The sequence below is a fragment of the Nitrosomonas sp. Is37 genome (genome assembly GCF_033063275.1).
Lineage (GTDB): Bacteria > Pseudomonadota > Gammaproteobacteria > Burkholderiales > Nitrosomonadaceae > Nitrosomonas.
The window spans coordinates 1-13,580 of record NZ_JAWJYP010000026.1 but is presented as its reverse complement, the minus strand read 5'-3'; the positions used below and the strand labels follow the sequence as shown (position 1 = coordinate 13,580).

Here is a 13,580-nt window from a genome sequence, read left to right as displayed (position 1 = left end):
TAGTTAAGAAGGCAGTTTATCTATTTGACTTTGAAGTAGCGATCGCTATTTGTATTAAAACTAACTTCCTTGATAATCATTTAATCATTTCGTGAATTAAATACGCGAACCAGCAGAATCTGGTTTAAGCAATACCATACTGTGCACGATAGCGCTTAATTGCTTGCAAATTTTGCGCCATATCGTTCCTGGTGGCTAAATAATCCATAATATTATCCAGATTGATAATGCTGATGACCGGGATGCCATGCGTCTGTTCAACTTCTTGGATGGCAGATATTTGATGGTGACCTCGCTCCATACGATCAAGTGCAACTACGACACCACAAGGTGTTGCTTCGGCAGTACGGATGAGATTGACGGATTCTCGTATTGATGTGCCAGCAGAGATGACATCATCGATAATCAACACGCGGCCTGCGAGTGGTGCACCCACAATATGGCCGCCTTCGCCATGATCCTTGACTTCCTTACGGTTAAAGCAAAAGGGGAAATTATGGCCAGCTTCAGCTAGCGCAATAGCGGTAGCACTGACGAGTGGAATACCCTTGTAAGCTGAGCCAAACAACATATCGAACGGAAGCTGGGCAGCTAAGATAGCTTTCGCGTAAAATTGTCCCTGTTTATGTAATGAATTGCCATCATTAAATAATCCCGCATTAAAAAAATAAGGTGACAGACGTCCTGCTTTGGTTTTGAATTCACCAAAGCGGAGCACGTTACATTCGATGGCAAATTCAATAAAGGCATGTTTAAAATCTGACATAATTCTAGAAACTTATAAAAATGCGAATTATAACAATTAACTTGAACGGATTACGTTCTGCAACCAATAAGGGCTTTTTCCAATGGATGCCCAGGCAACAGGCTGATATTGTGTGTGTTCAAGAATTGAAAGCACAACTTGATGATATGACGAGTGAAATGAAAATTCCGGACGGCTATCAAGGTTATTTTCATTGTGCAGATAAAAAAGGCTACAGTGGAGTAGGGATGTATTCTCGCCATGCGCCTGACAAAATCATTGAGGGCGTAGGCATTCCGGAAATCGATTCTGAAGGACGATATTTACGTGCAGATTTTGGCAATTTGAGCATCATATCGATTTACCTTCCTTCAGGATCGAGTGGTGAACACCGACAAGCAATCAAGTTCTTTTTTATGGAGCGATTCTTCCCGATTTTACGAGAACTGGCTCACAGTGGTAGAGAATTCATTTTGTGCGGGGACTGGAATATCGCTCATAAGGAAATTGATCTAAAAAACTGGCGCGGTAATCAAAAAAATTCAGGCTTTCTCCCGGAAGAGCGCGCCTGGTTGACAGCAGTTTTTGAGGAATTAAATTTCATTGATGTGTTCCGTAAAATTGAGCCATCACCAGAACAATACACTTGGTGGTCAAATCGGGGGCAGGCGTGGGCTAAAAATGTAGGATGGCGTATCGACTATCAAATTGCGACCCCTGCGATCGCCGATAAAGTGACCAACGTATCCATTTACAAGCAGGAACGCTTCTCGGATCATGCGCCGCTGATCATCGATTACGATCATCACTTATGATCAATACTACCGTTGCTGGCTGGCTGAGTGTTTGTCGTATTTACATGCATCCCAGGGTGATGGGAATGCTGGCGTTGGGTTTTTCAGCTGGCCTGCCTTTGTTACTGATACTGGGTACCTTATCCTTCTGGTTACGAGAAGCGGGAATTGATCGTGCCACCATAGGCTATTTGAGTTGGATTGGTCTTGCATATGGTTTTAAATGGATGTGGTCTCCCTTGGTAGATCGTTTGCCTTTGCCGCTCCTAACGCGGTTACTAGGGCGACGCCGTGCTTGGCTATTGCTTTCACAGATCACGATTACGATCGCTTTGGTAGGTATGGCTAGCACCGATCCACTTGAAAATCTTTCCCATATGATTTTTTTTGCATTGGCAGTGGCCTTCGCTTCAGCTACCCAAGACATTGCACTAGATGCTTATCGAATCGAGGCAGTTGAGTTAAGACTGCAAGGTGCAATGGCAGCTACTTATCAAGCGGGCTATCGCTTAGCAATGATACTGACTTCTGCAGGGGTGCTATGGATTGCAGCATCACTAGATACTTCTCCAACCGATTATAACTATCAGTCATGGCGAATAGCCTATCTGATCATGGCTGCTTGCATGGCGACTGGCATCATCACTACGTTCATTATTCAAGAGCCTAAAGCTTCGATCAATCAGCTAGCTGCACAAAATGAAATACAAGCAAGTCAGATAATTGCAAATTGGAATTTTAATGCTCGCCTTACCCAATTATTGACCTGGCTATACGGTGCCATGATTGCACCTTTCCAGGATTTTATCGTGCGGTATGGCTATCATGCCATCTTGATACTGACCTTGATCGCTATTTACCGGATCTCGGATGTTGTGATGGGCGTGATGAGCAACCCCTTCTACGTTGACATGGGCTATACCAAGGATGAAGTAGCAACTGTTTCAAAAGTATACGGTGTCATCATGACAATTTTAGGTGCGGCAGTAGGGGGACTATTGATAGTCAAATTCGGAGTAATTAGAACTTTATTCCTTGGTGCAGTTTTATCTGCCGCGACTAATTTATTATTTGTCTGGCTATCCGTAAAAGGACACGATATCATTGGATTAATAATCACTATTTCCGCAGATAATCTTTCTGCTGGAATCGCTTCTTCAGCTTTTGTTGCTTATCTTTCAGGATTGACTAATTCTGCCTACTCAGCTACCCAGTACGCATTATTTAGTTCAGTCATGCTGCTGATTCCAAAATTTATTGCCGGATTTAGCGGGCAATTCGTAGATGAGTATGGGTATGCATTATTTTTTATGGGAACTACGCTACTTGGCTTACCTGTTCTCATTTTGGTATGGATGGTCGGGCGAGTCGAATTGAAAACGCTTATCTCTTCAGAAGACCTGGGGCATCGTTCCTAAATAAGTTATTTGCTTCGAGTGAAGCGGTAAAATGCAAGCATCCCGAAAAAATTAGGAGCAAGAGTGATTCGACGGTTACCACTCATGACTCGCCGTTCTAAGATATGCACCTCATGCTGATGGCAAAATTGCTCAAAATCACTGAGTGTACATAAGTGAATATTGGGAGTATTAAACCATTCATAAGGCAAGGTTTGTGATACTGGCATATGACCCAATAAAACTTGCAATCTATTTTTCCAGTAACCAAAATTAGGGAAGGTGACGATACCTTCTTTGCCTGCACGGAGCATTTCTTGAATAATTTTTTCGGTGTGTCTCATCGCTTGCAATGTTTGCGACAGAATGACGTAATCAAACGAATCAGATTCGAAGCCTGATAAACCTGATTCTAAATCACTCTGGACGACGTTGACTCCATTGTTGAGGCAGGCCAGGATATTGGCATCATCAATTTCTACGCCATAACCATGTACGCCGAGCGTATCCTGCAAATACTGCAGCAATGTGCCATCACCGCATCCAAGATCGAGTACCTTCGATTCTGGTCTGATCCAGGCAGCAATGGCAGCAAAATCGGGTCTCAATAAAGTAAGAGAAGAGGGTATTTTAGCCATGAAAACACTGTTGAAAGATTAAGTGTCGATTTTGTTCATATAAGCCCGCACCAATTGGTGATAGTACTCATCTTTCATGAGAAAGGAATCATGGCCATGCCTGGATGGTATTTCTGCATAACTTACATTGAGCTTATTATCCAGTAAAGCTTTGACGATAGCGCGCGAGCGCTCAGGTGAGAAACGCCAATCAGAGCTAAATGAAAGCACAAGAAAATTTGCTTTAGCGCAACGGAAGGCAGTACTCAAATCATCATCATAATCTCGCGCAGGATCAAAATAATCCAGTGCTTTTGTCATAAGTAGATAAGTGTTGGCATCAAACTGATCAGCAAATTTATCTCCTTGATAACGCAAGTAAGACTCGATCTGGAACTCTACATCAAAATTGAAGCTGAGCGATCCTGTCCGCAACTCCCGCCCGAATTTCTCAGCCATGGAATCATTGGATAAATAGGTAATATGCCCCAGCATGCGGGCAAGACGCAAACCTCTACGCGGCAATGTGCCATGAGAATAATAATCACCTCCATGGAAATCCGGATCAGTAATGATGGCCTGGCGCGCAACATCATTGAAAGCGATATTTTGTGCCGTTAATTTGGCTGCAGCAGCAATAATGATAGCATGCTGGACTTTTTCGGGCGCATAAAGTGCCAACTGCATGGCCGACATACCACCAAGACTCCCACCGACAACTGCTGCAAATTGATCAATACCAAGCTTATCAGCTAATCGCACATAAGTTTCGGCCCAATCTATCGTTGTGACCATGGGAAAATCGGCGCCATAATGCTTACCTGTTTTTTTATTGATGCTCGCAGGACCGGTTGAGCCATGGCAACCACCAATATTGTTTATCCCAATCACAAAAAATTTATGTGTATCGATAGGTTTGCCAGGACCAATCATGTTGTTCCACCAACCTACATTTTTAGGATTATCAGCATAAACGCCAGCAACGTGATGATTACCCGAGAGTGCATGGCAAATTAATACCGCATTGGATCTAGTTGCATTTAATTCACCATAAGTTTCATAAACTTGCTCGTAATTGTCTAATACTGCACCACTTTCTAAGCTGAGCGGTGTGTCGAAGTAAATCCTTTGTGGCGCAACGATGCCAATGGAGTCTGAATCATGCATGAATATAAGAAAATTTTAGGAAATTCTATGTAAAATTATCCAATACCTATCTATGTGAAATAAACATTATATAGTCAAAAATACTTATGAGGCTTAAGCGTTTATAAAATCATAATTATTTCGAACTAAAAAGATTAATTATTTAATTTCTCTAATAATCCATGAATTTTCTCAGATTCATCAGTTTTAAGAATCTTCTGGATTATTGGCATGATACTTGGTAAATGACTTTTCAGAATCTTGTGCTTAATAGGCAGGATATGTGCTGGATACATGGAGAATTGTTGTAATCCAAATCCTAACAGTAAACGAGTGTATTGGATGTCACCTGCTATCTCTCCACAAATTGAAATGGGCATATTGGCGCGGTTAGCAGTATAAATGATTCGCGCCAGTAACCAAAGTACAGATGGATGCAGTGGATCATAGAGATGGGCAACCGTGTCATCCGCTCTATCAATAGCTAACGTATATTGAATTAAATCATTAGTACCAATGGACAAAAAATCCAGTTTACGCATGAACATTTCAAGACATAGTGCTGCTGCCGGAATTTCAATCATTCCACCTATCTTGATATCCTCATCGAAAGGTTTTTTTTCATCCTGCAGACTTTGTTTGGCATGCTTAATAAGTTGTAAAGTCTGATTAATTTCGTAATCATTTGAAAGCATTGGGATTAGGATACGAATCTTACCATATGCAGACGCTCTCAAAATGGCACGCAATTGTGTTAGGAACATGGCGTGTTCTACTAAGCTTAGTCTAATGGCGCGTAATCCCAGCGCTGGATTGATTGCAGAACTGTAGCTATTTTTAAGACTTTTGTCAGCACCTAAATCGAAGGTACGTATTGTAACTGGTAAGCCTCGCATGCTCTGGGTGACAGTTGAATAAGCTTCAAACTGTTCATCCTCATTGGGTAAATCATCCCGATTGAGAAAAAGAAATTCACTGCGAAATAAACCAATGCCCGTCGCACCATTTTCTTTGACTTGTTCAACATCTTGGGGTAGCTCAATATTGGCATGTAATTCTATTGATGTACCATCGAGTGTCATCGTGGGAATAGATTTGAGGCGCTTGAGTTTACGTTTTTCCAGATCCAGATGATTCTGTTTCAAACGATATTCAGCAAGCACATATTTGTCAGGGTTGATAATAACTATCCCTTGACCACCATCTACTATTAAATTGTCATTATTGTAAATAAGTTGGCGCGCATGGTGCATCGCTACAATGGAAGGAATATTCAGACTGCGAGCTATAATTGCAGTATGGGAGGTGACACCACCTAAATCAGTAAGAAAAGCGGTAAATTGATGTTGTTTATATTGCATAACATCTGCTGGACTTAGATCATGTGCTACTAGAATACTGTTACCATCATGCTTTAAGGGAGGAGGAATGTAACCTGGATGCCCCAATAAAACTTTCAATACCCGTTCGACGACTTGAATGACATCAGTTTTACGTTCTCGTAGATAAGCATCTTCAATTTCTTCAAACTGGACAAGCAACACTTCCATCTGTTGCGTAACGGCCCATTCTGCATTGCACTGAGTTTGAGCGATACACTCGGCTGCTGCGGAACTAAGCATTGGATCATTCAGAATCATATGATGCAATTCAAGAAAAGCATTGAATTCAGCAAATGTAGGACCTTGATTGGCTGAAGATTGTAATTTCTCAATTTCCTTGCGTACTGTTGCGAAAGCACTGTTTAGGCGTGTTATTTCTTTGTCTATTTGGTTTTTTGGAATCAAATAATGAGCTACATTGAGTGTCGCTGGTGAAGCAAGATGTGCGTGACCAATAGCAACACCTTCGGACGCACCTACACCATGCAAGATGAAACTCATTCCCCTTCTCCAAAGTGATCATTGATCAGAGCAGTCAATGCCTCCATTGCCTCAGCCTCATCAGTCCCGGTTATTTCAATTGCAACTGTCGATCCTTTATTTGCAGCGAGGGTCATTACACCCATAATACTTTTTGCATTGACTCTACGGCCGTTACGTGTGAGCCATACTTCACTTTGGAATTGACTTGCTAAGCGTGTAAGTTTCGCAGAAGCGCGTGCATGTAGACCAAGCTTGTTAATAATAGTTACTTCTTTAAGTAGCATTTCAGCATCCACGTAAAATATGCATAACACCTTCTTTACCTCCAGCAAGTGCTTTTGCTACCACAACTGAAAGTGGTTCATGCCGATAATTTAATGCACGTACTAACATAGGTAAATTCATTCCTGCAAGGCACTCTACTTTTCCAGCTTGGATCAATTGACTAGCGATATTAGAGGGAGTTGCGCCATAAATATCCGTCATCACTAATACACCATCGCCTTGGTCAAGTTTTTTAATTAATTCCTTAGCTTGAGCAACAACTTCATCAGGCTCATCTTGAATAGAAATGGCTTGATATATTAGTTGCTGCGGTTTCTCTCCCAGAATATGGGTTGCACAGCGAGTAAAACTTTCTCCCAGCTTATCATGGGAAATAATTAAAATTCCGATCATTCAATTTTTTTGCTTATTTCTGGATAAGAAATCAAGCTATGAATTTTATTCTCATTGTCGAGATTATCCTAGCTTGTCTTTAACATACCAAAATTTTGTTTATATAGCCGTACAACAATGATGCTCTTATGTATTTAATATGGTTATTAATTCAGTCTTTTATAGTTGTATATTAAAGGTATTCCTTTCAGAATAGTGACTTTTAACGACTTATTTTTTGGTAATAAAACCTTAATGATGTTTATTGGAAGATGTATTGATTCCATTGCATATTGAGAATGAGCGGCTATTTCTTGACAAAAACAATTAAATGTAACATCATGCCCGGCTTGCTACAAAGCATAAAATAATTGATAAAAGCTTTAAAAAAGATAGTTTCAATCTTTTACTAATGGCTTTGATATAATGTTGTTCCTTTAGTTAATAGCTGGTAAGAAGAATAAAAGCTAGGAGCGCCCGTAGCTCAGTTGGATAGAGTACTTGGCTACGAACCAAGGGGTCGTGGGTTCGAATCCTGCCGGGCGCGCCATCTTTTATTCTTATCTAAATAAAGCGGTTTTAAGGAAACAGCATTCTAGTTGTAAAAATATTAAATAACTCTTTCGTTGTGTTAGAGGCCAAGTAGCTCAGTTGGTAGAGCAGAGGACTGAAAATCCTTGTGTCGGTGGTTCGATTCCGCCCTTGGCCACCAATAAAATCAAGCATTTAGCCAGAATCTGACTAAGTGCTTTTTCTTTTTATGCATCCGTGTAGGCTTATTGTAGGAAATTTTTATCAATACCAACGGAGGCGCACATGCAAAACATTACAGCAACACCCACCAGAAACCTATCAAAAGAATTGGTCGTAATAATTCACGATCTTGGCTATGAACCTGGAGGCTCATTCGTACCTAGGGGAGTTATGTTCGAGGGTGAATTGATAGCTCACGTATCAAGCCTGGAGGTGTCCAGGTTGGTTTGCAAATCAATGGGAATGAGCAATGTAACGCATTGGGAAGAACTGAACTTATATCGCACTAAGTCAGGCAAGTTCGTCTGCCAGCGTATCACCCGCACACAGAGCCCGGGTAAGTATGATGTATATGAGGGTGAAATCTGCGAGGATTACAACGCGGTAACTAAGTTTTTTGGTGATGGTTGGCTTGCTAAAGAACTATATGAAGAAGCTGACATTAACGCCTCGATTGATCTTGTTTAAGGGGAATGCAATGGAAAACACAACACCAACCAATGAATCAACCGATAAGCCAATGACACACGATGATGTAAGGGCAGCCTTTGACGATGTTTCGCTTTACGTGGCGCGCGTTAAAACGCTTGTTTGTGCGGCTATCGAGCTTTCAGAACCGAGAGGGCTACCTTACGAACTCATGAGCGAAGCAATGAATGTGCTAAATGATTTTTATAAAGATGTAGGAAGCATGAACGTTAAATCAATGCGGAAGGTATAGCGAGGCAATTTAAAACAACAACCCGTCAGGCTTAAAGGTCTAGCGGGTATTTTTCTGCCCGTGCTCCTAATAGGAGATAGGTTAATGGTAAACCCGGTAACGGTTACCGGATTAAGGAAGGGTGCAACGTTGCGCCCTTATACCGTTGCGCTGCATAACAAAAACATTCCCACCAGAAAATAAACGCTCTGGCGCAATCATAGCGCCTTTCTCGCATCATTAAGCTTTACTCGGTACGTTTCTATTTTGGCTGAGTGAAGGTTTCTATTTTGCAACTGTTTAGCAACTTCTACAGAACAGAATCAGAGGGCATACCTTGAGCAATCAATTTATAAAAATCTGCCTTCATATGTTTAGATCACAAGCTAATTCTGATTTATTCATAGTATAAACCTTGAGAAATTTTTCATCATTTAAATTATGAATCAACTAGTTAACTATGTTTAAGTGTCAGATCCTAGCGTAATGATGAGGTTCTAATTACCCACACGATAAAATATCGCTGGAAGGACCCATTCATCTTTACAAATATATGGTGATGCCTTCTTATCGAAATACCACCCCCCTTATCTATTTCGCGGTTATGTGTGAAAAAGTAGGCAAACGGTCTAGAAGCATAAAGCTCTAGAGATTTAACCTGCCCCCCGGTCATTCATTTAAGATTTTTCCAACATTAACTGCACACCTAGACCCCTGTCGAATAACTCGAATAACTCGAATAACTCGAATAACCGAATAACTAAAAGTTTATTCTTAACTTTTGAAGGCACCATCCACCATTAATTCGGTAACGTTATCGGCTTAAGGAAAGATGCTATGTTGACCATTTTCTGAATTGCTTACACACCTATGCCCCCGTCGAATAACTCGAATAACTGAATAACCCAAATCCTCAATTGACTGTTTATGTTTTTCGGTTATTCGAGTTATTCGATAGGGGTCTATGTCTGTATGGTGTTTTTATATAATAAATAAATACTTAAAATTACATTTATAACGAATTTATAGAATTATCGAATAACTGTGGATTCACTCGATAGTAAGGGGTTGGCCTTGCGCCTTTGTTGCGACGTTGCATTTCTGGTGAGAGTACGTTCCATTCACTCAACCGTTCAGCAGCAACCCTGAGTTTATCAACTGTTCTGAATCTTCCTTCCAGTGCTTTTTGTGCCTGGCTACGGTTAAACTCAATAAACCTATTCGCTTGTATCCATTTCATTACGTGGAGTGCATCTGCTTCTATTTGATCCGCACCAAGTAATTGGAAGGCTGCCTTTGCGTGCTCAATCAGAAGCTCACACAGCGTAACTGCACGGCCTACCGCATCTACATCCACACGGTCTGAATTTCTACCCGTCTTGATCAACTGCATCAAGCCAACAATCCGTGCACAGTTACCGGGCAGCTTTGCTCCCCATTCTGCCATGTGGTGAAGCTTGCCGTTTTCTCCCAGCTCATCTTCAACTTGCTGGGCAAAATCCAGCCAAAGCTCACGGCCTTTATGAGTAAAAGCAAGCATCCGCGGAGCTGGTGTAGGTTTCTCAGCATCAACTAACAAATCAAGCAATTTATCATGCCATACTCGCTTGATATCATCAGGAATAGGGTTACGTTTTCTTACATCGCAGCGGCCTACTGTATTTTGTGGGATCGTAAACAAAAACCGCGCCAATAAGCCGGAATCATGGAATCGTTGGTCACTTGCTGCATTTTGCAGAATACCCGGTTGCAACATCAGGCAAAAGGTCAGTGCAGGCTTTTCCATAAATGCTTGTCGTGACCGGCGGTCAATCCGCACTGACGCTCCTGAATACGCTTGAAGGAATACATCTAGAATGGCAACACCACCGGAATACTGTCCGCTTAAAATCTGGAATATTCCTGCTTCATCAGAAATAAGGGTCATGCGTTCATGCTGCTCAACGAGCATAACTTGTAATTGCTCGGGTGTAACATCGCCAGTCATCAGCCTTGGCGCTTTTAATTCATCAGGCATAGCCTCAATCTCTGAACGGATTTCATCACGAATTCTATTTCGTTCTTGTTCGTCATCAGTTCCACCCGCCTTGGTTTCCAGTTTCTCGATTCGTTTCTTGATCATGCGGCGCGTTGCCTCGACCTCTGCAATCTGTCTACGCATACGATCACCTGCCAGCTTTTCCCAGCGCTTGAGCGGATCAGTTAATTTATCCAGAACAGGTGTTTTCCTACTGCCACTGGGGGCAACAGTCAAGGCCCATATATTCAGCGGCTCAAAATAAGATTGATCACCATAAGGTGCAACTTCGAAACGGCGGCTGAACAGCCGTTGCAATTGAAGCTAGTGCGGTTAATATTGCGGCGCTTTCACTAACCTGTATGTCAGCAGCAAGTGCCCGCGCCATATCACCCGCCCATGTTGGCAAAATATCCGCCTGGATAATAGGTAATTTGACTGATCCGGGCAAGATCAGCGGCGGCCAGTTATCATTCTGTTGTAAATGGCTTGTCAGATTTGCGTCAGGAGCGTTACTCCTAGCTGGGGTATACTTATCCCTTAGCGAATCAATCGCACTCGCGATACATTGCCGTACCGCGTCTAGTCCGCTATACTGGTGCAGGTCGTTAAAGTCCGTTGCTTTCTCTGTGCGGTTCTCACCAAAATCTGGAATGACAAGCACACCACCCACTGCCCGCGTGGCCTCGCGGGCTTGGGTCACTCCTGGATTTCCTTCTGTTTGATAATCATCATCCGCGCAAATCACCAGCCTTGCTTTAGGGTATTTCTTGTGTAAGGCTTGTGCTACAGGTAGAAGGTTGCCCGCATCAAAAGCAATCGTTACAGTGTAACCTGTTGCCTGATGAATGCTTGCACCCGTTGCCCAACCTTCACAAATGCAAATCGTTTCTAGCGATTCTCCCAGCGTTGCAAAGCATGCACGCTTCCTTCCACCTGTCATGAATCGCTTGGAACCATCAGACAAGATGAATTGCATGCTGTGCAAAGTGCCTTCAGCATCGCAAAGCGGAATTATCAATGCACTGCGTAGTTGCTTAATACCTATTGGTTTAACTTTCTTTAAAACCAAATAAGCGTGCTTGCTATCAACATTACCAGCTCGATCCCACAAAGCATTAGCCTTTTTACGTGCAGTCTCACGCAATGCGGTTTCTTCTGTTTCGCGTTGTTGCTTGATTTGAGATAATCGCTGTCGGTTTGCTTCCTGTTCAGCCGGGGAAAGCTCGCTAGATGACTTAGCACACCATGTATGCTGTTCTCCTGTTTTCCAGCTACCGAATACACCAGCTGGTATACCATCCAGATGAAGAACGTACCACCCAGAACGCTTACCGGATTTATCATCCTGATTAGCAAAACGGTGTAGTTTGCCATCAGGTATGATCCCATGACGAGGACTCAATCCAGCGGTGCACATAGCTTCGGTAAATTGATTAATAGCTTCGATCATAAGCTACACCCCCAAAGCTTCACGTATTACTAGCAAATCGCGATGACGTTCTTCTTCGGTTGCGACTGGTCTTAGGCTTGCGTAATTGTTGCGGCATGAATGAAAGATATTTAGCCGAAATTCAATAGGCAGATCGAGTAATAAAAATTCTTTATTAGTGGCACGTTCAATTATTAAGCAGCGCTCCAGTATCCTAGCCGCATAATCCACAGAACCAGCCAGCATGTATTGACCAATAAGTTCAGGATGTTCATACAAGCACTTCTTGCCTAAGCGCCGTTCGATTTCGTCACAAGCACGACCAAAGCGGTCAGAAATAATGTTGTCACTGGTTTTTGCAATTTCATCAATCATTGTAATCTCCCGATTGATTTGCCATAAATCGAATTGCTATTTCAAAATCTTGCACACAAACTTGCATGAAGGCTGCAACCAGTTCAGGATGTTTAGACGCATAACCATCACCAAGCCGGGTGTCGATAGCTCTTGCCGCGTAATTTAAATATGTTTCTGCTGCATCACCTGCTTGACGCACCAGTTCTGATGCACTCATCATTTGTAATAAATTCATAGATTATTCACCTCTTTGAATTCTTTAGAAGTAAAGAAGAAAGCACCGTCAACGTGACGGTGTTAGCTTACGCCCATGATTTTTTTGATTTCTGAAACTGGCCAGGCTAAACGGCCATTGACACGGATAGGGCGGATTAAACCATTTTCTGTACATGCCCATATCCGCATAGTCTGCGGTTTACGGTTGCAATAATAGGCTGCTTCTTCTGTAGTTACAGTAGGGCGGGTTACTTCTTCTATTGGGGGGGATTTTTTTCTTTCGAGTGAGATAGAACTTTGTTTATTTTCTGTCGTTCGCATTTTGAACCATCCTTTTGTGTAGAAAGGTTCATTAGAGCAATTTATATTAAAGAAAAGAATGCGTAAGCTAGCTGAAGGGGTAATCAGCTAGCTGAGGGGTAATTTAGTTTTTTTGTTTCTTCTGAATTTGACTAATACGCCCGTTTTCTTTCAATTCCTTTAGACGTTTTAAAATAGCTTTGTCGTCTTTTAATTCAGGATGCTTTTTCATCATTCTAGAAACGAAATCTGCTTGATGACCAAATATTCTAAATTTATTAGCTTCTTTAAGTGCCTCGCCTTCTATTTCATCAAGAATTTTAGTTCGTGGGTCGTTTTCTGCGCGCGCCTTACCTCCTGAACTAGAATTTTCTGTTTTGCCTTCTTCCTTAATAGGATCAAAAAAAATTTCACTCGCGTAGCCAAACCACGGTTTTGCTTCTCCTATAAGAGAGAGAATTTTGTTAGGGTCTGTTGACGTTTTGAGATAAGTATTTCATAAATAGAAAGCAAACTCGTAATATTGAGAGGTTCTCACACCACCAATAAAACGAGTTTGCGATGCCCCGATTGATGCTCAACGA

At 42.0% G+C, this 13,580-nt stretch carries 15 protein-coding genes and 2 tRNA genes; 6 read left to right on the top strand and 11 right to left on the bottom strand.

Going from position 1 to position 13,580, the window contains the following annotated elements; all coding sequences use genetic code 11:
- Positions 1–124: 124 nt before the first annotated feature.
- On the bottom strand, positions 125–766 hold the full coding sequence (pyrE, locus tag R2Q26_RS11695) for an orotate phosphoribosyltransferase (protein WP_317536440.1): 642 nt from the start codon (positions 764–766) through the stop codon (positions 125–127).
- A 20-nt stretch (positions 767–786) separates the two neighbouring features.
- Between pyrE and R2Q26_RS11690 the strand changes: the two genes are divergently transcribed.
- Both R2Q26_RS11690 and R2Q26_RS11685 read left to right on the top strand, forming a co-directional pair.
- A complete protein-coding gene (locus R2Q26_RS11690; protein ID WP_090571363.1) occupies positions 787–1,560 on the top strand; it encodes an exodeoxyribonuclease III in 774 nt (257 codons plus the stop codon).
- Positions 1,557–2,957, top strand: a complete 1,401-nt coding sequence (locus R2Q26_RS11685) for an AmpG family muropeptide MFS transporter (protein WP_317536439.1) — start codon at positions 1,557–1,559, stop codon at positions 2,955–2,957. The genes R2Q26_RS11690 and R2Q26_RS11685 overlap by 4 nt, the downstream gene beginning before the upstream one ends.
- Positions 2,958–2,962: 5 nt before the next feature.
- Here R2Q26_RS11685 and metW read toward each other — a convergent pair whose 3' ends face one another.
- The 5 genes from metW to R2Q26_RS11660 all read right to left on the bottom strand — a co-directional run bounded on the left by metW (position 2,963) and on the right by R2Q26_RS11660 (position 7,242).
- The gene (metW, locus tag R2Q26_RS11680) at positions 2,963–3,574 is read right to left on the bottom strand and encodes a methionine biosynthesis protein MetW (protein WP_317536438.1); all 612 of its coding nucleotides are present in this window, start codon (positions 3,572–3,574) and stop codon (positions 2,963–2,965) included.
- An 18-nt stretch (positions 3,575–3,592) separates the two neighbouring features.
- The gene (locus R2Q26_RS11675; protein ID WP_317536437.1) at positions 3,593–4,720 is read right to left on the bottom strand and encodes a homoserine O-succinyltransferase MetX; all 1,128 of its coding nucleotides are present in this window, start codon (positions 4,718–4,720) and stop codon (positions 3,593–3,595) included.
- Between the two features lie 134 nt (positions 4,721–4,854).
- Positions 4,855–6,582, bottom strand: a complete 1,728-nt coding sequence (gene ptsP / locus R2Q26_RS11670; RefSeq protein ID WP_317536436.1) for a phosphoenolpyruvate--protein phosphotransferase — start codon at positions 6,580–6,582, stop codon at positions 4,855–4,857.
- Positions 6,579–6,848 (bottom strand): HPr family phosphocarrier protein, encoded by a 270-nt coding sequence (locus tag R2Q26_RS11665; protein ID WP_090571382.1) that lies wholly within the window; start codon positions 6,846–6,848, stop codon positions 6,579–6,581. Before R2Q26_RS11665 ends, ptsP begins: the two co-directional genes overlap by 4 nt.
- A 1-nt stretch (position 6,849) precedes the next feature.
- Entirely contained in the window at positions 6,850–7,242 is a 393-nt protein-coding gene (locus R2Q26_RS11660; RefSeq protein WP_090571372.1) for a PTS sugar transporter subunit IIA, read from the bottom strand.
- A gap of 452 nt (positions 7,243–7,694) precedes the next feature.
- Here R2Q26_RS11660 and R2Q26_RS11655 point away from each other — a divergent pair.
- From R2Q26_RS11655 to R2Q26_RS11640, 4 genes are all read left to right on the top strand, one after another.
- Positions 7,695–7,771: transfer RNA gene (locus tag R2Q26_RS11655), tRNA-Arg, on the top strand.
- 86 nt (positions 7,772–7,857) lie between these two features.
- Positions 7,858–7,933, top strand: a tRNA-Phe gene (locus R2Q26_RS11650).
- Positions 7,934–8,037: 104 nt separating this feature from the next.
- Complete coding sequence (locus R2Q26_RS11645) at positions 8,038–8,442, top strand: hypothetical protein (RefSeq protein WP_317536435.1); 405 nt, start codon at positions 8,038–8,040, stop codon at positions 8,440–8,442.
- A 10-nt stretch (positions 8,443–8,452) separates the two neighbouring features.
- The gene (locus R2Q26_RS11640; RefSeq protein WP_317536434.1) at positions 8,453–8,695 is read left to right on the top strand and encodes a hypothetical protein; all 243 of its coding nucleotides are present in this window, start codon (positions 8,453–8,455) and stop codon (positions 8,693–8,695) included.
- Between the two features lie 991 nt (positions 8,696–9,686).
- Here R2Q26_RS11640 and R2Q26_RS11635 read toward each other — a convergent pair.
- The 5 genes from R2Q26_RS11635 to R2Q26_RS11615 form a co-directional block, all read right to left on the bottom strand.
- The gene (locus R2Q26_RS11635) at positions 9,687–11,009 is read right to left on the bottom strand and encodes a YfjI family protein (RefSeq protein WP_317536433.1); all 1,323 of its coding nucleotides are present in this window, start codon (positions 11,007–11,009) and stop codon (positions 9,687–9,689) included.
- Entirely contained in the window at positions 10,963–12,144 is a 1,182-nt protein-coding gene (locus tag R2Q26_RS11630; protein WP_317536432.1) for a toprim domain-containing protein, read from the bottom strand. The genes R2Q26_RS11635 and R2Q26_RS11630 overlap by 47 nt, the downstream gene beginning before the upstream one ends.
- A gap of 3 nt (positions 12,145–12,147) precedes the next feature.
- Positions 12,148–12,498 carry a hypothetical protein gene (locus R2Q26_RS11625; protein WP_317536431.1) on the bottom strand — a complete coding sequence of 117 codons (351 nt, stop codon included), beginning with the start codon at positions 12,496–12,498 and terminating at the stop codon, positions 12,148–12,150.
- The gene (locus R2Q26_RS11620; protein WP_317536430.1) at positions 12,491–12,715 is read right to left on the bottom strand and encodes a hypothetical protein; all 225 of its coding nucleotides are present in this window, start codon (positions 12,713–12,715) and stop codon (positions 12,491–12,493) included. Before R2Q26_RS11620 ends, R2Q26_RS11625 begins: the two co-directional genes overlap by 8 nt.
- 62 nt (positions 12,716–12,777) lie before the next feature.
- Positions 12,778–13,017, bottom strand: coding sequence for a DNA-binding protein (locus R2Q26_RS11615; protein ID WP_317536429.1), 240 nt, complete (start codon positions 13,015–13,017; stop codon positions 12,778–12,780).
- Positions 13,018–13,580: the final 563 nt, after the last annotated feature.

What these genes read in the sequence shown, in the direction of transcription:
- pyrE (WP_317536440.1), bottom strand. Translation starts at nt 766, where the DNA reads ATGTCAGATTTTAAACATGCCTTTATTGAATTTGCCATCGAATGTAAC.
- R2Q26_RS11690 (WP_090571363.1), top strand. Translation starts at nt 787, where the DNA reads ATGCGAATTATAACAATTAACTTGAACGGATTACGTTCTGCAACCAAT.
- R2Q26_RS11685 (WP_317536439.1), top strand. Translation starts at nt 1,557, where the DNA reads ATGATCAATACTACCGTTGCTGGCTGGCTGAGTGTTTGTCGTATTTAC.
- metW (WP_317536438.1), bottom strand. Translation starts at nt 3,574, where the DNA reads ATGGCTAAAATACCCTCTTCTCTTACTTTATTGAGACCCGATTTTGCT.
- R2Q26_RS11675 (WP_317536437.1), bottom strand. Translation starts at nt 4,720, where the DNA reads ATGCATGATTCAGACTCCATTGGCATCGTTGCGCCACAAAGGATTTAC.
- ptsP (WP_317536436.1), bottom strand. Translation starts at nt 6,582, where the DNA reads ATGAGTTTCATCTTGCATGGTGTAGGTGCGTCCGAAGGTGTTGCTATT.
- R2Q26_RS11665 (WP_090571382.1), bottom strand. Translation starts at nt 6,848, where the DNA reads ATGCTACTTAAAGAAGTAACTATTATTAACAAGCTTGGTCTACATGCA.
- R2Q26_RS11660 (WP_090571372.1), bottom strand. Translation starts at nt 7,242, where the DNA reads ATGATCGGAATTTTAATTATTTCCCATGATAAGCTGGGAGAAAGTTTT.
- R2Q26_RS11645 (WP_317536435.1), top strand. Translation starts at nt 8,038, where the DNA reads ATGCAAAACATTACAGCAACACCCACCAGAAACCTATCAAAAGAATTG.
- R2Q26_RS11640 (WP_317536434.1), top strand. Translation starts at nt 8,453, where the DNA reads ATGGAAAACACAACACCAACCAATGAATCAACCGATAAGCCAATGACA.
- R2Q26_RS11630 (WP_317536432.1), bottom strand. Translation starts at nt 12,144, where the DNA reads ATGATCGAAGCTATTAATCAATTTACCGAAGCTATGTGCACCGCTGGA.
- R2Q26_RS11625 (WP_317536431.1), bottom strand. Translation starts at nt 12,498, where the DNA reads ATGATTGATGAAATTGCAAAAACCAGTGACAACATTATTTCTGACCGC.
- R2Q26_RS11620 (WP_317536430.1), bottom strand. Translation starts at nt 12,715, where the DNA reads ATGAATTTATTACAAATGATGAGTGCATCAGAACTGGTGCGTCAAGCA.
- R2Q26_RS11615 (WP_317536429.1), bottom strand. Translation starts at nt 13,017, where the DNA reads ATGCGAACGACAGAAAATAAACAAAGTTCTATCTCACTCGAAAGAAAA.